A 19084-nucleotide genomic window follows, 5' to 3' on the forward strand; every position below is an offset into this window, starting at 1 on the left:
GGGCCGGGGTGGACTCTCCCCCGGCCCCGCCGCCTCCGGCCGTCGGCTACCGACGCCGAGTCCACTCCGGCCCCGCCGCCCCTGGTCCGCAGCTGCCGACACCGATTCCGCGCCACCCCCGGCTCCACCGCCTCCGGTGCGTCCCGGCTGCGGTTACTGCTGGTGCAGGCCCCGGCCCGCGAGGGTCAGGAAGGTTTCGCCGACCGCTTCCGAGAGGGTCGGGTGGGCGTGGATGTGGTGGGCGACGTCGGAGGGTTCGGCGTCCCAGCCGACGACGAGCTGGCTTTCGGCGATCATCTCCGAGACATGGGGGCCGACCAGATGCACGCCGAGAACTCGGCCGCCGCGTTCGGCGACCACCTTCACCACCCCGCCCCGGCCGTGCACCATGCCCTTGGCGACGGCGGTCAGCGGCATGGAGTTCACCACGACGTCCAGGTCGAGACCGCGGGCCTCGGCCTCGCTCAGGCCGACGGCGGCGGTCTGCGGCGAGGAGTACGTCACCCGTGGCACCGTCGCGTAGTCCACGGGCGGCGAGGCGACCCCGGCGAGCGTCTCCGCCACCAGCAGCCCCTCGGCGAACGAGGCGTGCGCCAGACCGAGCGAGGGCGGCGGCAGCAGATCGCCCACCACATGGATGCCGGGCACCGCCGTCTCCAGCCGGGACCAGTCGGCCGGGGCCACGAACCCCCGCTCGTCGGTGGTGAGACCGGCGGCCGCCAGGCCCAGCCCGTTGGTCACGGGGACGCGTCCGACCGCGACCAGCAGTCGCTCCGCCTCCACGGTGCGGTTCTCGCCGCGCGCGGTCCTCACCGTCGCCCGTACCCCGTTCTCCAGCACCTGGGCGTCCAGCATCCGCGCCCCGGTCCGCACGTCGATGCCGCGCTTCTTCAGCCCGCGTGTCAGATGGCGGCCGACATCGGCGTCTTCGAGCGGGACGAGCCGTTCCGCCGCCTCCACCAGCGTCACCTCGGCGCCCATCGAGCGGTGGAACGAGGCGTATTCGACACCGATCGCCCCACCGCCCAGCACCAGCACCGAGGCGGGCTGCCCGGGTGCGAAGAGCGCGTCGTCACTGGTGACGACCCGCCGCCCGTCCGGGGTCAGGCCGGGCAGCGTCCGGGGCCGGGAGCCGGTGGCCAGGACGATGCCCCGGCGCGAGGTGAACTCCCCGTGTCCCTCGACGCGTACCGCCCGCGGGCCGGTCAGTTCCGCGCTCCCGCGCACCACTCGCACCCCCGCGTGGGCCAGGTGCCCCTCCACGCCGGTGTGGTTGCGGGAGACGATGTCGTCCCGGGTCGCCACCAGCGCCGGCCAGTCCACCGAGTCCAGCGTGGCCTTCACCCCCCAGCGCTCCCGGGCCTCCGCGATGCCGTCGACCAGTTCGGCGGCGTGCAGCATCGCCTTGGAGGGGATGCAGCCGCGGTGCAGACAGGTGCCGCCCACCTTGTCGCGCTCGGCGAGCACCACCCTCAGGCCGAGGGCGGCGGCCCGCAGCGCGGTGCTGTACCCGCCGGTGCCGCCGCCGATCACCAGTACGTCCACGTCTGCGTCCGCGGTCATCCGCGTGTCGATGTTGTCCATGGCCTCACCCTCCGCCGACCAGCGGTGATGCGTCCAAGGCAATAATTGTGTGGCTGCGATGCACGTGGTGCATGGGGCGGGTGCCCCGGGAGGGGCGTTCCCGGACGGGGCCGGGCGGCCCACCGGGGGAAGGAGCGAACGAGATATGAGCCTGCGTCAGATGGAGTACTTCCTGACCGTCGTCCAGGAGGAGTCCTTCACCCGCGCCGCCGAGCTGCTGCACGTCACCCAGCCCGCTCTCTCGCACCAGATCAAGGCCTTGGAGAAGTCCGTCGGCGGCCCGCTCCTGGAGCGCAGACCGCGCGGCGTGGGCCTCACCGTGATGGGCCGCGCCTACCTCCCGCACGCCGAACGCGCCGTCCGCAGCGCCGTCCAGGCCCGCCGCGCCGCCCGCGCGGCAGCCGGAGCGCAGGGCGGTGAACTGCATGTCGCCGCCCTGCACTCGGTGGCCGTCGGCATCCTCCCCGACGTCTTCGCCCGCTGGCGCAGGGCGCACCCGGGCGTCACCCTCCACCTGCACGAGTACGCCACCACCGAGGCCCTGGAGGACCACGTCGAACGCGGCGTCGCCGATCTCGCCGTGGGCCCCGAACCCGCACACTGGCCGGGGCCCGTGGTGCGGGTGGGGCAGGAGGAGATCGTGCTGGTTGTGCCCTTCGACGACCCCCTGGCGGGGCGTACGACGGTCCGGCTCGAAGAGCTGTCCGGGCACTCCTGGGTCCGGTGCGCGATGGAGGCCGTCGTCGAAGGGCGCGCCTTTCTCGACTGGGCCTGCGGGCGGGCGGGCTTCTCGCCGCGCACCGCGGTCCGTACCGAACACACCTCCACCGCGGTGCGGATGGCCGCCGCCGGGGTGGGAGTGGCCACCGCGCCGTCCCACGTCGTCCGGGGCGCGGTGGGCGAGGACTGCGTGGTGCTCTCCGTGGACCCGCCCTGGCGCCGTGCCCTCACGGTGTACTCCCGGGTCGAGCTGACCGGCGCGGCGACCCGCTTCACGGAGCTCCTGCGCCGCTCCTCACCGTACGGAGAGTCAGCCGCGGACGCCTGCGCGCCCACGCCCCCCGGAAGCGCCCCCTGCGGGCCCGGGCCCCGCGTAGCCGGACTCCGCGTGCCCGGCCCCGCGTAGCCGGACTCCGTGTGCCCGGCCCCGGGGCCGCTCGGTCCGCAGCACCCCTCAGCCCGCCTCACCCGCCGCCCTTACCAGCAGTGCCACCGGCCGCTCCCGCAGCAGATCCGCCAGCGCCACCGTCCCCTCGTACTCCCGCCCCGTCCCGGTCCCCGTGCACTCCCTCCACCGTCCCTCCGGCAGCTCCACCACCGTGTCCTGCCAGCCGCCCGCCTCCGCCAGCCGGAGCGACAGCCGGGTCACCACCGTGACCGCCTCCCCGGCCCGCGCGAACGCCACGCAGTGCCGGGCAGCCGGGCCGCGGGCGGCCAGCGGCACGTACGTGGCCGTCTCGCCGAACACCTCGGGCCGCTCGCGCCGCAGCCACAAGGCGGCCGCGGTCAGCGCCAGCTTCTCGTCCGACAGGCCACCGGCACCCTGCGCGCCGGGATGCCCGGGGGCCGACCCGGCCCGCGCCCGTTCCAGCTCCTCCCCGTCGAACACCACCGGCCGCCGGTTGTCCGGATCGACCAGCGCCAGATACTCCCGTTCCGTCCCCTGGTACAGCTCGGGCACCCCCGGCATCGTCAGCTGCACCAGCGCGGCGCCCAGCACATTGGCCCGCACATGGGGAGCCAACTCCCTTTGGAAAAGGGCGAGTTCGTAGGAGGCGGGGCCGGCGGGCCCGGACCGTACGAAGCCCTCCAGCGCCTGTTCGTACGCCGTGTCCTGTTCCGTCCAGCTGGTGTGCAGCCCCGCCTCCCGCGCGGCCTTCAGCAGTGCCGGAACCAGGCGCTCCGCCCCCGCGCCGGGGAAGGCGGCGGCGGTCTGCCAGCCCACCCACGCCAGGTGCGGGTCGGGTGCCGCCGCCGTCCCGGCCACCCGGTCCAGCAGCCCCGCCCACCGCTGCGGGCACTCGGACAGAACCGCGAGCCGCGCCCGTACGTCCGCACTGCGCTTGGTGTCGTGGGTGGACAGTACGGTCCCGGTGGCCGGCCAGTCGCGGGCGAGCCGGGCGCAGAACGCGTGGAACTCCTCGGGCGGCACCCCGGGCCGCCCCGGATCCCCGCCCACCTCGCCCGCGGACAGCAGCGGGGTGTACCGGTAGAAGGCGGTGTCCTCCACCGACTTGGCCCGCAGCGCGGACGAGGTCTGCGCGAACCGCACGCAGAAGGCCCGGTGCGCTTCCCCCGCCCCCAGCCGGCCCAGCGCCAGCTCACGCACGACGTCCACGGCGCCGGCCTCCTCGGCGACGGAGAACACCGCCTTCGCCTCCCGCACGGCCTCGGGCGGCAGCGTCGCCTCCGCCTCCTCGGGCGTGGGCCCGCCCGCCGCCACGTACGGGCGGTACACGGGCATCCGGACGAGCAACTCGCGCAGGGCGGTACGCAGGGCCCACGGGGCGTGGTCGCGCAGCGCGGGGTCGGCCGCGCAGATGCGTTCCGCGGTCCGCACCAGGAAGTCCGTCTCGGCGGCCAGCTCGTGGGTCAGTACGCGGTGGGCGGCCCGGCGTACGGTCGCCGCCCAATATCCTCCCCGGTCGCCCGCGGGGTCGGCAAACGCGCGGTAGAACCCGGCCAGTTCCTCGGCGCCCGCGGGGTCCACGAACAGTCCGTCGACGCGGTGGAGGGCGTCGTAGCCCGTGGTCCCGGCAACCGGCCAGTCGGCGGGCAGCCGCTCCTGCCCGGTGAGGATCTTCTCCACCACGGTCCACACGGTGCGCCCCGGCCCGTCCGCGGCCTCCGTCGCCCCTTCCGCCAGCCGCCGCAGGTAGTCACCGGGGGCGGCGAGGCCGTCCGGGTGGTCGATCCGCAGGCCCTCCACCACCCCGTCCCGCACCAGCTCCAGGATCTTCGCGTGAGTGGCGGCGAACACCTCCGGATCCTCCACCCGCACCCCGATCAGGTCCGAAATGGTGAAGAAGCGGCGGTAGTTGAGCTCCGTGCGGGCCAGCCGCCACCAGGCGGGCCGGTACCACTGGGCGTCGAGCAGCTCGGGCAGCGGCAGCTTCTCGGTGCCCTCGCGCAGGGGGAAGGCGTGGTCGAAGTAGCGCAGCACCCCGTCCTCGACGTGCAGGTGCTCCAGCTCGTCGCCGAGCCGCCCGCCGAGCACCGGCAGCAGCACCTTGCCCCCGCCCCCCTCCCAGTCCACGTCGAACCAGCGGGCGTACCGCGAGGCGGGACCGTCCCGCAGCACCTCCCACAGCGGCCCGTTGAGGTGCTCCGGGGCGGGGACGGCCATGTGGTTGGGGACGATGTCCAGGACCAGTCCGAGACCGTGCGCCCGCGCCGTGCGCGCGAGCGCCCGCAGGCCCTCCTCACCGCCCAGCTCCTCGCGTACGCGCGTGTGGTCCACCACGTCGTAACCGTGCGTCGAGCCGGGCACGGCTTCCAGGACGGGGGACAGGTGCAGATGGGAGATGCCGAGGGCGGCCAGGTACGGCACCGTCGCCGCGGCGGCATCGAACGGGAAGGAGGGCTGCAGCTGGAGGCGATAGGTGGAGGTCGGCGTCATGCGAACGTACGTACCCGCATTCGGGGCTTCTGTGTCATCAGCCCATGCACCCCTCTGTGGGCGCGGCGCTAATTTCACCGCATGGCTGGAGCTGGAAAGAGTGCCGTGAGGAAGAACAGAGCCGCTTCGAGAGCATGGCGTACCTACCGGCAGAGCTACCGGGAAGCCATCGCGCTCACCGGTCCCGTCCTGCCCGTCGTCTCCTTCCTCGGCCGCCTCCCGCTCGCCATGTGCCAGCTCGGCACGCTGCTCCTGGTCGCCGAGACCAGCGGCAGCCTGACCACCGCCGGACTCGTGGGCGGCGCCCTGGCCGCCGGACAGACCGTCGGCGGGCCGCTGCTCGGCCGGGCCGCCGACCGGCGCGGGCAGCGCGTCGTGGTGCTCCTGGCGACCCTGCTGAACGCCGTCGCCGTCACCGCCCTGGTCCTCGCCGCCCTCGCCCGCACCGACACCCTGCCGCTCGCCCTGATCGCCGTCGTCGCCGGTGCCTCCGTACCGCAGATCGGCCCCATGGCGCGCAGCCGCACCCTGGCCCTGGCCCGCCGCGAGAACGCCGACGAGCGGCTCATCGGCACCGTGCTGTCCTTCGAAGGCACCCTGGACGAGGTCACCTTCGTCCTCGGGCCCGCCCTGGTCGGCCTCGCGGTGGCCGTCGCGCACCCGGCCGCGGCCCTGCTGGCCGCCGCGGGACTCCTCGCCGTTTGCGGTACCTGGTTCGCCCTGCATCCGACGGCCTCCCTGCTACGCCCTGCCGCGCGCACCGCCTCCGCCGATCGCACGAGGCTGCCCGCTTCCGTCTACGCGCTGCGCACCGCGATGGCCCTCCAGGGCGCCATGTTCGGCGCCTCCCAGGCGGGCATCACCGCCCTCACCGACGACCTGGGAATGCCGGAACAGGCCGGACTCGTCTACGCGGCGATGGGCGTCATGAGCGCGGTCGCGGGCTTCTCGATGGCGGCGGTGCCCGCCCGGATCGGCCTGTCGGCCCGCTGGCGGGCCGCCACCGCCGCACTGGTGGTGCTGTCCGTGCCGCTGGTCTTCGTGGGAAGCCTGTGGGCGCTGTACGCCGTCGTGGTCGTGCTCGGTGTCGCGTACGCCCCGCACATGATCACGATTTTCGGACTCACCGAACGAGTGGTGCCCATGGGCCGACTGGCCGAATCGATGGCCTTCCTGATGAGCGGGATCGTCGGCGGGCAGGCGCTGGCCCTCGCTGTCTCCGGGCGGCTTGCCGAGAGCAGCGGGCCGCCCGCCGCGTTCGCCGTCGCGACCGGCGCGGCGGTCCTCTGCGCGGGGCTGTCCTGGGCGGTGCGCCCCCGGGCCGTCCGGGGGCGCACCGTCACAGGCACCGCGCTCACGCAGGACGCTGCAGAACCGTCAGACTCCGCCCGATCAACGTGAGGCGGTCACCGCCGTCGTGCTTGGCACCCGTCCCGGGCGGTACGCCGTCCTCGCACGCGGTGTCCACGACCACCTGCCACTGCTGCCCGTGGTCCGCCGGAACCGTGAAGTCCAGCGTCTCGGCGCCCGCGTTGAACATCAGCAGGAACGAGTCGTCGGCGATCCGCTCGCCGCGCGGTCCCGGCTCCGAGATCGCCTCCCCGTTCAGGAACACCGTCAACGCCTTCGCGTGCGCCGCCTCCCAGTCCTCCTGGGCCATCTCGTCGCCCTCCGGGGTGAACCACGCGATGTCCGTGAGCTCGTCCTGCGTGCCCCGCACCGGCCGGCCGTGGAAGAAGCGGCGGCGCCGGAAGACCGGGTGCTCGCGGCGCAGTGCCACCATCGCGCGCGTGAAGGCCAGCAGCGTGCCGCCCGTGGCGTCGCCGTCGTCCGTATCGGGCCATGGCACCCAGGCCAGCTCGTTGTCCTGGCAGTAGGCGTTGTTGTTGCCGTTCTGGCTGCGCGCGAACTCGTCGCCGTGGCTGAGCATCGGCACACCCTGCGACAGCATCAGCGTCGCCATGAAGTTGCGCATCTGCCGCTGCCGCAGCGCCAGCACCGCCGGGTCCTCGGTGGGGCCCTCGGCGCCGCAGTTCCACGAGCGGTTGTGGCTCTCGCCGTCCCGGTTCCCCTCGCCGTTGGCATCGTTGTGCTTGTCGTTGTAGGCGACCAGGTCGTGCAGGGTGAAACCGTCGTGGCAGGTGGTGAAATTGATCGAGGCGAGCGGCCGGCGCCCGTCGTCCTGATAGAGGTCGGAGGAGCCGGTCAGCCGTCCGGCGAACTCCGCGATCGTCTGCGGCTCACCCCGCCACATGTCGCGCACGGTGTCCCGGTACTTGCCGTTCCACTCGGTCCACAGCGGCGGGAAGTTGCCCACCTGGTAGCCGCCCTCGCCGAGGTCCCACGGCTCAGCGATCAGCTTCACCTGGCTGACGATCGGATCCTGCTGCACCAGGTCGAAGAACGAGGACAGCCGGTCGACCTCGTGGAACTGGCGGGCCAGCGTCGCCGCGAGATCGAAGCGGAACCCGTCCACCCGCATCTCGGTCACCCAGTACCGCAGCGAATCCATGATCAGCTGGAGCACGTGCGGGGAGCGCATCAGCAGGGAATTGCCGGTGCCCGTGGTGTCCATGTAGTACTTCGGATTGCCGGTGAGCCGGTAGTACGACTGGTTGTCGAGGCCCCGGAACGACAGCGTCGGCCCCAGGTGGTTGCCCTCCGCCGTGTGGTTGTAGACCACGTCGAGGATCACCTCGATGCCCGCCTCGTGCAGCGCCTTGACCGCCGTCTTGAACTCCAGGACCTGCTCGCCCCGGTCGCCCCAGGAGGCGTAGGCGTTGTGCGGGGCGAAGAAGCCGATGGTGTTGTAGCCCCAGTAGTTGCTCAGCCCCGCGTCGGCCAGCCGGTGGTCGTTGACGAACTGGTGCACGGGCATCAACTCCACCGCCGTGACGCCCAGTTCCACCAGATGGTCGATGATCGCCGGGTGGGCCAGGGCCGCGTAGGAACCGCGCAGCTCGTCGGGGAGGCCGGGATGCAGCATCGTGAGGCCCTTGACATGCGCCTCGTACAGGATCGTGCGGTGGTACTCGGTGCGCGGCGGCCGGTCGTCGCCCCAGTCGAAGTACGGATTGACCACCACCGAGGTCATGGTGTGCGGCGCGGAGTCCTGGTCGTTGCGGGAGTCCGGCTTGCCGAAGTGGTAGCCGTACACCGACTCGCCCCACTCGATCTCGCCGCTGATCGCCTTCGCGTACGGGTCGAGCAGCAGCTTCGCGGAGTTCGCCCGCAGCCCCAGGGAGGGCTCGTACCGGCCGTGCACGCGGTAACCGTAGCGCTGACCGGGCATGACGCCCGGCAGATAGGCGTGGCGGACGAACGCGTCGGTCTCGCGCAGCTCCACCGCCGTCTCCGAGCCGTCGTCCCCCAGCAGGCACAGCTCGATGCGGTCAGCGGCCTCCGAGAAGACGGCGAAGTTGGTACCGGCACCGTCGTACGTGGCACCCAGGGGATAGGCCTGCCCCGGCCAGATCTTCATCGCATCGACTCTTCCGTTCAGCGGACGACGTAGCGTCAGATCTTCCCCCGAATCCTCCCGCAATGCGGTCCGCTCGCTCAGGTGTTCCGGCCTTCTGCCGCATTCTTCCCGCCGTCTCGGGGAACGGCTGCACCCGCCACCCCATGCGGAGTACTCTTCCTTGATCGTTGGCGATGGTCGGAAAAGCATTCAGAAGGCGGTGCGTGGGTGAGCTCGGGAGGGCTGGAGCTACCCCCAGGTGACACGGGTCACGAGGGGGGCTCGGGCGACATCCCGCCCGGTACGGTCTCGCTCGCGCGGCCGATGGAGATCGGCGCGGAACTGGACTGGGGCGCGGACGACTGGAGCGAGGTGCGGACCCGCGCCCAGCGGGCGGGCCGCGCCTACATCTGGCTCAATCTGGTCGAACAGCGGATGCGGGCCGTGGTCGCCGCCGTCCTGCGCCCGGTGTACGAACCGGTGCACGGCGAGGAGTGGGTGGTGGCCGCCGCCGGCCCCGCCGGACAGGAGTGGGTGCAGCGCGCCGTTGCCGTCCGCGAGGTGAGCCGGCGCAAGGGCTATCTGCTGGACCCCGCCGACGACAACATCCTCAGCTTCCTCACACTGCCGCAGCTGCGCGAGCTGATGGTGCAGCACTGGCCGTGCTTCGAGCCGTACTACGAGGACCGCCGCGACGTCGAACTCGCCCTGGACGAACTGGAGGTGACCCGCAACGTCGTCTCCCGCAACCGGGCCCTGTCGGTCACCGTCCTGGCCCAGGCGGAACGGGCTTCCGCCCGCCTCCTGGAAATCCTCGGCGCGGGCTCCGGCGCGCCCGCCGCCGACCGGCTGCCGGTGGACGCCGTCGAGGACCTGGTCGGCGACCGCTACGCGGACGTGGTGTCGGTCCACCCGGACCGGGTGCGGCTCCAGCGGCAGCTGCCCGCAGAGGACCTCTTCGGCGGTGCGCGCAGGGTCGACGCGATCGGCATAGGCCTCAATCTGCTGGTGCAGAACTTCTCCGGTCGCCGACTGGTCAGACTCGCCGAGGCAGGCTGCCGGGTGCGGCTGCTCTTCCTCAATCCCGCGAGCAGCTCGGTGAAGCGCCGCGAACGAGAACTCGGCTTGAAAAAAGGCGAGTTGAGCCGTTCGGTCGAGATGAACATCCTCCATATGCGGCGGGTGCGGGCCAGTCTCCGCGACCCGGGCGCCTTCCAGATCCAGGTCTTCGACGAGACACCGCGCTTCACCGCCTACCTCGTCGACGGTGACGGCCCCGGCGGGCTCGCCGTGGTCCAGTCGTACCTGCGCAGGGCACGCGGCATGGAGGCGCCGGTGCTGGTGCTGCGCGGCGGCGGCCGGGGCGGACGCGACGGCGTGGTGCGACACGGGCAGGAGACCGAGCACGGCCTCTTCGAGACGTACCGGGAGGAATTCGAAGCGGTGTGGACGGACTCCAGACCGGTCTCCTGACCGGCCCCTACCGGCCTCCGGACGATCTTCGTGGCCGGATTGTCAGTGGTGCGTGCGAGGGTGGTTCTCCGTTGGGGGAGCACACCGAAGGAGGCCCAGGACATGGGATGGCACGGGGAATCGCTGATCGGCTTCGACCTGGAGACCACGGGTACGGATCCGCTGGAGTCGCGCATCGTCACCGCGGCGGTCGTCGAGGTGCGGGGCGGGGTGGTGACCGGTCAGCGGTTGTGGCTCGCCGATCCGGGGGTGCGGATTCCTTCCCAGGCCTCGGCGATACACGGGATCAGCAGTGAGCGGGCGAGCGCCGAGGGGCGCCCGGCGCGCGAGGTCGCCGACGAGGTCGCCCAGTTGCTGGTGGAGAACTGGGCGCGGGGTGTCCCGGTGGTCGCGTACAACGCGGCCTTCGACCTGACGCTGCTCTCGGCCGAACTGGCCAGGTACGGTCTGCCCGCGCTCGGCGACCGGCTGGCCGCCCTGACCGGGGACGTGGGGATCGGCCCCGTCGTCGACCCGCTCACCATCGACCGCGCGGTGGACCGCTACCGGCGCGGCAAGCGCACCCTCGAAGCGGTCTGCGTGGAGTACGCGGTGGTGCTCGACGGTGCGCACGAGGCATCCGCGGACGCGCTCGCCGCGGTCCACGTCGCCCTCGCGATAGCGGAGCGGCACCCCTCCATCGCCGCCCTCACCCTCTCCGAGCTGCACCAGGAGCAGGTGAAGTGGTACGCGGACTGGGCCACCGGTTTCCAGGAGTTCCTCCGCGAAAAGGGCACCAAGGACGCCGTCATCGACCCCACCTGGCCCCTCCGCGCCCCCACCCCAGTCGCTCACTGACACCCCCTGCCCAGCCCCCTTGTGCGCCGGGGGCCGGTGGAGCCCCGGTCGGTGGGGGTGGGGCCCCGGTCCGTGGGACCCCGGTCTGTGGGCCCCGGTGCGTGGGACCCCGCCCCACACACCACCCGTCAGAACGGGTACCACCGCACTTGCCCGTCCCCCTCCCGAAGCGACCCCACCCGCCGCCGGAACTCCTCCCGCGCCTTCGCATTGGTCGGCGCATGCTGAGCCACCCACGCGCAGCTGGCCGTTTCCCGCGCCCCCCGCAGCACCGTGCACCCGTCCCACTCCCGCACGTCCCACCCGTACGTACCGACGAACGCGTCGTACGCCTCACCGGGCAGCCCGTACCGGTCCAGGGACAGCGCCATGACCACCAGGTCGTGCTCACGGAAGTCCGACGAAAAGGTCTCCAGGTCCACCAGCACCGGGCCGTCCGGGCCCACCAGCACGTTGCGGGGCAGCGCGTCCCCGTGGATCGGTCCCGGCGCCAGCCGCGGGTTCAGCGCCGCCGCCGCGGCGGCGAATCCGTCCCGGCGCCCCCGCAGATACACCGCGTCCTCGGCGTCGATCGCGTCGCCCGCCAACCGCAGCCACCGCTCCACCCCGTCCAGCAGATCGCGCGGCGGCAGCGCGAACGGCGGGGCGGGCAGCGCGTGCACCAGGTTCAGCAGCTCGGCCACATCGCGCGGCTCGGACGGCCGGACCGCATCGGGCAGCTTGTGCCAGAGCGTCACCGGGTGCCCGTCCACCAGCCAGGGTTCGGCCGCCGCAGGCCGCACGGCGGGCACGCCGGCCGTCGCGAGCCACTGCCCGACGGCCAGTTCGCGCGCGGCACGCGCCGCCAGGTCGGGCGAGCCCCGGCCCACCTTCGCCACGAAGGGACCGTCCGCGCCCTCCACGGCGAACACCGCGTTCTCGCCCAGGGACAGCAGCTTCGCCCCGGCGGCGAACCCGGTCGCCTCCAGCACCTCGCGTGCGCGGGTCTCGTCCATTGTGGTGCTCTCCGTTACGCGTAGTTCTCCGCATGGTTCCCGGGACCCGGGGAACCGGGGGTGAATCCGTCAAAGTCTCGCATCCGTGCAGGCAGGGCGTGCAGGTTGGCTTGACGAACCGACAGGGCGTCAGCACGATGACGAGTGCCGCCGGGGTGGCCAGACCGGTACAAGATGCCCAAACTCCCCTAAGGAGCCGCATTCGTGTCATTAGCCACGGACAACGGGCAGCCGGAAGAACCCGGCCGACCACGCACCGGCAGTCCCGGCGAGCCCGGCAGTCCCGGCGAGCCGGGCGGCCCCGGCAGACCTGGCGGAGCGGGAGGAGTCGGCAGCCTCGGCAGTCCCGGCGGACCGGGTGACCCCGGTGGACCGGGCAGTCCGGGCGGGCCCGGCAGACCTGGCGGAGCGGGAGGAGTCGGCAGCCTCGGCAGTCCCGGCGGACCGGGTGACCCCGGCGGACTGGGTGGCCCCAGCGGACCGGGCAGACCCGGCGGACCGGGTGGCCCCGGCAGGCGCGGTGGATCCGGCAGACCTGCCAAGCCAGGCCGCCCCGCACCCCACGGAGGCGGCGGCCGGCCGGCTGACTTCGGCACCTGGTTCCTGGTCCTGCCCGCGCTGATCCCGATCCTCATCCTCAGCGTCGGCCCCCTGCTCTACGGCATCGCCCTCGCCTTCACCGACTCCCAGTCCGGCCGCACCGCCCCCACCCAGTGGATCGGCGCCCTCAACTTCGAGGACCTGCTCCACGACACCCTCTTCTGGGACTCCTTCCGGATCGGCCTGCTGTGGGCGGTCGGCGTCACCGTCCCCCAGTTCCTGCTGGCCATGGGCCTGGCCCTGCTGCTCAACCAGAACCTCCGCTTCCGCTGGCTGGCGCGCGCCCTGGCGATCGTGCCCTGGGCCATGCCGGAGGTCGTCGTCGGCATCATGTGGCGCCTCGTCTACCACCCCGACGCGGGCATCCTCAACGAGACGCTCCGCACGCTCGGCCTCGGCGAAGGCCGCGACTGGCTCACCGGCCTCGCCACCGCCCTGCCCGCCGTGATCCTCGTCGGCATCTGGGCCGGCATGCCGCAGACCACCGTCGCCCTGCTCGCCGGACTGCAGAACACCCCGCACGAGCTGCACGAGGCCGCCGCCCTGGACGGCGCCGGTGCCTGGCGCCGGTTCCGTACCGTCACCTGGCCCGCCCTCAAGCCCATCGCGCTGGCCGTCACCGCGCTCAACTTCATTTGGAATTTCAATTCCTTCGCCCTGGTGTACGTCCTGACCAGCGGCGGGCCCGGGGGCCGGACCAGGCTGCCGATGCTCTTCGCCTACGAAGAGGCGTTCCGTTACGGCCAGTTCGGATACGCCGCAGCCATGGGGTGCGTCATGGTCGCGGTCATTTCCGTGCTGCTTGCCCTGTTCCTGGTGGGCCGGCTCAAGGGAGGCGAGGACACATGAGTCTGCGTACCAGCAGATCCGCACGCGTCGGCCAGTACCTCGCGCTGCTCGCGTATCTGGTCTTCCTCGCGTTCCCGTTCCTGTGGCTGATCTCCACGTCCTTCAAATCCCCGCGCGAGCTGGGCGACCTGCACCCCACCTGGATTCCCAAGGATCCCGCTCTCGCCAACTACCGGCAGGCCTTCGACGAGCAGCCGCTGCTCGAAGCCGCTCTCAACAGCCTGACCGCCGCTCTCGCCGCCGCCCTGATCGCCGTCGTCATCGCCACCCCGATGGCCTTCGTGCTCGCCCGCCACCGCTCCCGGCTGACCACCGCCGCGACCGGCTGGGTCGTGGTCAGCCAGGCGTTCCCCTTCGTGCTGGTGATCATTCCGCTGTTCCTGATCCTGAAGAACCTGCACCTGATCAACTCGCTGCCCGGCCTGATCATGGTGTACGTCGTCTGGTCGCTGCCCTTCGCCCTGTGGATGCTCGTCGGGTACGTGCGCGCGGTCCCGCGCGAGCTGGAGGAGGCGGCCGCCGTGGACGGCGCGAGCAGGCTCCGTACCCTCGTCTCGGTCACCGCGCCGCTGCTCGCGCCCGGACTCGTCGCCACCGCGCTGTTCGCTTTCATCACCGCATGGAACGAGTTCTTCTTCGCGCTCGTCCTGCTCAAGTCCCCGGAGAAGCAGACCTTGCCGGTCATCCTGACGCACTTCATCGGCTCCGAGGGCGTCGCCGACCTCGGCCCGCTGGCCGCGGCCGCCTTCCTCGCCACCCTGCCCTCGCTGGTGATCTTCGCGGTCATCCAGAAGCGGCTCACCGGAGGCATGCTGGCCGGGGCGGTGAAGAGCTGATGCGCACCCGATGGCTTCCGGCCGCCCTCTGCGGCGCACTGCTCCTCTCCGGCTGCGCGGCCACCGAACGCGGCCCCGACAAAAACGGTGTGATCACGCTCCGCTTCCAGTCGCTGGCCTGGCAGAAGGAGTCCGTCGACATCAACAAGCAGCTGGTGAAGGAGTGGAACGCGGCCCACCCCAAGGTCCGTATCGAATACGTCCAGGGCAGCTGGGACAACGTCCACGACCAGTTGCTCACCTCCTTCGAGGGCGGCGAGGCGCCCGACATCATCCACGACGCCTCCGACGACCTCGCCGACTTCGCCCACGGCGGCGACCTCGCCGACCTCACCCCGTACCTCAAGGGCCCGATGGGCCGGCTGAAGAAGGACATCCCGCAGCAGAGCTGGGACACCACCACCTTCGACAAGAAGGTGTACGGCGTCCCCTTCCTCCAGGAGCCGCGCGTCCTGATCGCGAACGCGAAGCTGCTCAGGACCTCGGGCGTCCGGGTGCCCACCCCGCACAGCCCGTGGACCTGGGCCGAGTTCCGGCAGGTGGCCGGGAAGCTCACCGCCGACATGGGCCCGGGGCGGTACGCCGTCGCCTGGCCCCTCAAGGAACCGGTCTCCGCCACTCTCAACCTCGGCCTCACGGCGGGCGGCGAACTGTTCCACCGCGGCGAGGACGGGAAGTTCCGGGTCCGCTTCACCGACGCCGACGCGGTGGTGCCCATCACCGTCCACGACCAGGTCAACACCGACCGCTCAGCCTCCGCCGCCACCCTCGGCATGGGTGGCTCCGACACCCTGCCCGGGTTCTTCGGCGGCAAGTACGCCATGGTCCCGCTGGGCTTCTCCTACCGCCAGCAGATCAGCGAACAGGCACCGGAAGGCTTCGAGTGGACCGTGCTGCCGGCCCCGGCCGGCCAGGACGGTCTCGCCCAGGGCGTCAGTCCGCAGACGCTGTCGGTGGCCGAGGACAGCCCGTACAAGAAGGAGGCCGTCGAGTTCATCGACTTCTTCCTGCGGCCGGCGAACATGGTGCGCCTCGCCGAGGGCGACTGGATGCTGCCGACGGGCACCGAGGCACTCAAGCACCCGGCACTGCACAGCCAAAAGGACGGCTGGTCCACCGGCACCGCCCTCGCCGGCCGGCTGCGGGCGGCACCCGCGCAAGGGGTGCGCGGGTACCCCGAATGGAAGGACAAGGTCGCCACGCCCGCCTACCAGGAGTACTACAGCGGGGCGATCGACGAGGCGGCTCTGCGGCGGCGCCTGGAGAAGGACGGAAACCTGGTGCTCGCCCGCTACCAGCGCTGACCCGCCGACGCCCCCTCGGCAGAGCCGCTCGGGCACCGGTCCCGCCCCCACGGAAGGGGACCGCCGTCAAAAACAGCTTGCACGAGACGTCTCGTCTCGGTACGGTACCGGTATGAACACCGAGCCTCGCACCGCCGCGCACATCGCCATGTTCTCCATCGCCTTTCCCGGCCACGTCAATCCGAGCCTGGAGGTCGTACGCGAACTCGTCGCCCGGGGACACAGGGTGAGTTACGGAATTCCTGCCTCCTATGCCGACAAGGTGGCGGCGACCGGTGCCCGCCCGGTGGTCTACACCTCGACCCTGCCCACCGAGGACGACGACCCCGACGCCTGGGGCACCGAACTCATCGACAACCTCGAACCGTTCCTGCACGACGCCATCCAGGTCCTGCCGCAGCTGGCGAAGTCCTTCGAGGGCGACGAACCGGACCTCGTCCTCCACGACATCACCGCCTACCCGGCCCCCGTCCTCGCCCACCGCTGGGGCGTTTCCTCGATCTCGCTCTCGCCGAACATGGTCGCCTGGCAGGGGTACGAGGAGGAGGTCGGCGGACCGATGTACGCCGGGCTCCGGGAGACCGAGCGGGGCCGGGCGTACTTCGCCAGGTTCCGCGGCTGGCTGGAGGAGAACGGGATGCCGGACATCGACCCCGAGCGGTTCGCCATGCCCCGCAAGTCGATTGTCCTCATCCCCAAGGCGCTCCAGCCGCATGCCGACCGGGTCGACGAGTCGGTCTACCATTTCGTCGGCGCATGCCAGGGGGACAGGGCCGATCAGGGGGAGTGGCGCAGGCCGGACGGCGTCGAGAAGGTCGCCCTGGTCTCGCTCGGTTCGTCCTTCACCAAGCAGCCCGGTTTCTACCGCGAGTGCATCAAGGCATTCGGGGACCTTCCGGGGTGGCACCTGGTGCTCCAGATCGGCCGCAACGTCGAGCCTTCCGAACTGGGCGACATTCCGGCGAACGTGGAAGTCGCCAGCTGGGTACCGCAGTTGTCCATTCTCCGGCAGGCCGATCTGTTCCTCACCCACGCCGGCGCGGGCGGCAGCCAGGAGGGCCTGGCGACCGCGACGCCGATGATCGCGGTGCCGCAGGCCGTCGACCAGTTCGGCAACGCGGACATGCTCCAGGCGCTGGGGGTCGCCCGGCGCATCGACACCGAGGACGCCACCGCCGACCTCCTGCGCAGCACCGCCCTCACCCTTGTCTCCGACCCGGAAGTGGCGGCCCGGCTGCGGGAGATCGGCCGCGGCATGGCGGCGGAGGGCGGGACCACGCGGGCAGCGGACCTCATCGAAGCCGAATTGCGTCTGCCTTGACCGGTCGCATGTGAGGAGAAGAGGAGAAGACGAGAAGAAGTGAAGGAGCCCGGTCCCTGCGATATGCGCAAGGGCCGGGTTTTCTGTGCAGGCATGAACTGACCTGGAAGTAAGCACGGTTGAGGGAATGCCCGACTCGGGGTGCCCTGTCCCGATTATTTATTAAGGGTTTTTGTTTAATGGATGACGACCACAGCGAGGACTTGATCTACCGCCGTCAATCCGCCAGTGTTTCGTGCCAACCCCCGGAGAACTTCCGGTTCTTGGGGGTACCCCCACACATTCCCCCCACAAAAGAATGGCGAGGAGACCCCTCTTCATGGCCATATACAGGACCAGGCTGATCGCGGCGATAACCACTGTTGCCGCCGTGGCAGGCATGACCGCGCTTACCGCCCCCACGGCGGGTGCGGCCCCGGCAGAGGGCACCGTGTACGGTGCGAACGCCGAAGGTGCGGTAGCGGGCAGCTACATCGTGATGCTCGACCAGAAGGCGGACAAGAAGGCACTCGCCAAGAACTACGGCGGCGAGCTGAAGCGCACCTACAACTCCGCCATCAACGGATTCTCCGCCGCCGGCCTCACCGAGACGGAGGCCAAGCGACTGGCCGCCGACCCGGCCGTCGCCAAGGTCGTGCAGAACAAGAAGTTCACCGCGGACGCGACCCAGGAGAACCCGCCCTCCTGGGGCATCGACCGCGTCGACCAGGCCGACACTTCCGGGGACAAGAAGTACAGCTACCCGGACAGCGCGGGCGAGGGAGTCACCGCGTACGTCGTCGACACCGGGGTCCGCGTCACCCACAAGGACTTCGGCGGACGCGCCGTCTCCGGCTTCGACGCCATCGACAACGACGACAACGCGGACGACGGCAACGGCCACGGCACCCACGTCGCCGGCACCATCGCGGGCGCCGCACACGGGGTGGCCAAGAAGGCCAGGATCGTCGCGGTGCGGGTGCTCGACGACTCCGGCTCGGGCACCACCGAGCAGGTCGTGGCGGGCATCGACTGGGTCACCAAGAACCACAAGGGGCCCTCCGTCGCCAATATGAGCCTCGGCGGCGGTGCCGACCCGGCCCTCGACGCGGCGGTGGCGAAGGCCATCGCCTCCGGTGTCACCTTCGCGGTCGCCGCCGGAAACGACGCCAGTGACGCCAAGGACCACTCCCCGGCGCGCGTCCCGGAAGCCCTCACGGTGGCCTCCTCCACGAAGGACGACGCCCAGTCCGACTTCTCCAACTTCGGTTCCCTGGTCGACCTCTACGCCCCCGGCTCGGACATCACCTCGGCGTGGAACGACAGCGACAACGGTACGAAGACGATCTCCGGCACCTCGATGGCGACGCCGCACGTGGCCGGCGCGGCCGCCCTCTACCTGGCCGGAAACCAGGGCGCCACCCCGGCCCAGGTCGCGGCGGCCCTGGCCGGCGGCGCCACCGCGGACAAGATCACCAACCCGTCCACGGGCACCCCGAACAAGCTGCTGAAGGTCGTCGAGTAAAGGCCCCCGCAGCACCGCCGGCATCTCCCGGTGCCGCTGACCCTCGGCCGCCGCGCCCTTCCCCCACGGGGCGCGGCGGCCGATTGTCAGTGGCAGCCCCTATCGTCGGACCATGACGACGAAGAAGTACGCCGCGCTCCTGCGCGGCATCAACGTGGGTGGCGTCAGAGTGCCGATGGCCGAACTGCGCACCGTACTCACGGAGTTGGGGCACGATTCCGTCGCGACCTATCTCAACAGCGGAAACGCCGTCTTCGAGGCGGCCGCGGACGCACCCGTCGACGACCTCGCCCGCGCACTGGAATCGGCCATCGAGAAGCACTTCGGCTTCACGGTCCCCTGCCTGGTCCGCGACCACACCTATCTGCGTGCCGTCGCCGAGACCTGCCCCTTTCCGGCCGCCGAACTCGAAGGCAAACAGCTCCACGTCACCTTCTACTCCACCGATCCGGACCCGGACCGGTTCGACGGACTGGAGAAGGAGACATACCTTCCCGAGGAGTTCCGGCTGGGCGACAAGGCCCTCTACCTCTACGCCCCCGACGGCCTCGGCCGCTCCAAGCTCGGCGAAGCCCTCACCGGACCCGCCCTCACCAAGGGCCTGACCGCCACCACCCGCAACTGGAACACCGTGGCGAAGATGGTCCAACTCACCGCACCCTGACCGGTCCACGGGGATTCGGGCATGATCGTCGCACGACG

At 71.4% G+C, this 19084-nt stretch carries 13 protein-coding genes and 1 pseudogene; 10 read left to right on the top strand and 4 right to left on the bottom strand.

Annotated elements, in window-relative coordinates; all coding sequences use genetic code 11:
- Positions 1-153: 153 nt before the first annotated feature.
- Positions 154-1563 carry a dihydrolipoyl dehydrogenase gene (gene lpdA / locus ACFWVV_RS30930; protein ID WP_384356346.1) on the bottom strand — a complete coding sequence of 470 codons (1410 nt, stop codon included), beginning with the start codon at positions 1561-1563 and terminating at the stop codon, positions 154-156.
- 166 nt (positions 1564-1729) lie between these two features.
- Here lpdA and ACFWVV_RS30935 point away from each other — a divergent pair, with 166 nt between their 5' ends.
- Entirely contained in the window at positions 1730-2710 is a 981-nt protein-coding gene (locus ACFWVV_RS30935; protein ID WP_384356330.1) for a LysR substrate-binding domain-containing protein, read from the top strand.
- A 48-nt stretch (positions 2711-2758) separates the two neighbouring features.
- On the opposite strand, the gene treY is transcribed toward ACFWVV_RS30935, so the two are convergent.
- On the bottom strand, positions 2759-5203 hold the full coding sequence (treY, locus tag ACFWVV_RS30940; protein WP_384356327.1) for a malto-oligosyltrehalose synthase: 2445 nt from the start codon (positions 5201-5203) through the stop codon (positions 2759-2761).
- A gap of 105 nt (positions 5204-5308) precedes the next feature.
- Between treY and ACFWVV_RS30945 the strand changes: the two genes are divergently transcribed.
- Positions 5309-6604, top strand: coding sequence for an MFS transporter (locus ACFWVV_RS30945; RefSeq protein ID WP_384356324.1), 1296 nt, complete (start codon positions 5309-5311; stop codon positions 6602-6604).
- Here ACFWVV_RS30945 and glgX read toward each other — a convergent pair.
- Positions 6558-8684 carry a glycogen debranching protein GlgX gene (glgX, locus tag ACFWVV_RS30950; RefSeq protein ID WP_384356321.1) on the bottom strand — a complete coding sequence of 709 codons (2127 nt, stop codon included), beginning with the start codon at positions 8682-8684 and terminating at the stop codon, positions 6558-6560. The genes ACFWVV_RS30945 and glgX overlap by 47 nt on opposite strands.
- Before the next feature lie 207 nt (positions 8685-8891).
- On the opposite strand from glgX, the gene ACFWVV_RS30955 reads away from it, so the two are divergent.
- Both ACFWVV_RS30955 and ACFWVV_RS30960 read left to right on the top strand, forming a co-directional pair.
- Complete coding sequence (locus tag ACFWVV_RS30955) at positions 8892-10136, top strand: SAV2148 family HEPN domain-containing protein (RefSeq protein ID WP_384356318.1); 1245 nt, start codon at positions 8892-8894, stop codon at positions 10134-10136.
- A 102-nt stretch (positions 10137-10238) separates the two neighbouring features.
- Positions 10239-10973, top strand: coding sequence for a 3'-5' exonuclease (locus tag ACFWVV_RS30960; RefSeq protein WP_384356315.1), 735 nt, complete (start codon positions 10239-10241; stop codon positions 10971-10973).
- A 128-nt stretch (positions 10974-11101) separates the two neighbouring features.
- Here ACFWVV_RS30960 and ACFWVV_RS30965 read toward each other — a convergent pair whose 3' ends face one another.
- Positions 11102-11968, bottom strand: coding sequence for a phosphotransferase enzyme family protein (locus ACFWVV_RS30965; protein WP_384356312.1), 867 nt, complete (start codon positions 11966-11968; stop codon positions 11102-11104).
- 462 nt (positions 11969-12430) lie between these two features.
- On the opposite strand from ACFWVV_RS30965, the gene ACFWVV_RS30970 reads away from it, so the two are divergent.
- The 6 genes and pseudogenes from ACFWVV_RS30970 (at position 12431) to ACFWVV_RS30995 (ending at position 19046) form a co-directional block, all read left to right on the top strand.
- Entirely contained in the window at positions 12431-13417 is a 987-nt protein-coding gene (locus ACFWVV_RS30970; protein ID WP_384356343.1) for a carbohydrate ABC transporter permease, read from the top strand.
- A 2-nt stretch (positions 13418-13419) separates the two neighbouring features.
- On the top strand, positions 13420-14253 hold the full coding sequence (locus ACFWVV_RS30975; RefSeq protein ID WP_384356340.1) for a carbohydrate ABC transporter permease: 834 nt from the start codon (positions 13420-13422) through the stop codon (positions 14251-14253).
- Positions 14253-15557, top strand: a complete 1305-nt coding sequence (locus ACFWVV_RS30980) for an ABC transporter substrate-binding protein (protein WP_384356309.1) — start codon at positions 14253-14255, stop codon at positions 15555-15557. Before ACFWVV_RS30975 ends, ACFWVV_RS30980 begins: the two co-directional genes overlap by 1 nt.
- A gap of 77 nt (positions 15558-15634) precedes the next feature.
- A pseudogene (gene mgt / locus ACFWVV_RS30985) lies at positions 15635-16878 on the top strand (macrolide-inactivating glycosyltransferase).
- 319 nt (positions 16879-17197) lie between these two features.
- A complete protein-coding gene (locus ACFWVV_RS30990) occupies positions 17198-18382 on the top strand; it encodes a S8 family peptidase (RefSeq protein ID WP_384356306.1) in 1185 nt (394 codons plus the stop codon).
- A gap of 112 nt (positions 18383-18494) precedes the next feature.
- The gene (locus ACFWVV_RS30995) at positions 18495-19046 is read left to right on the top strand and encodes a DUF1697 domain-containing protein (RefSeq protein WP_384356303.1); all 552 of its coding nucleotides are present in this window, start codon (positions 18495-18497) and stop codon (positions 19044-19046) included.
- The last annotated feature ends 38 nt before the right edge of the window (positions 19047-19084 follow it).

Source organism: Streptomyces sp. NPDC058663 (genome assembly GCF_042716745.1).
Classification (GTDB): Bacteria; Actinomycetota; Actinomycetes; order Streptomycetales; family Streptomycetaceae; genus Streptomyces.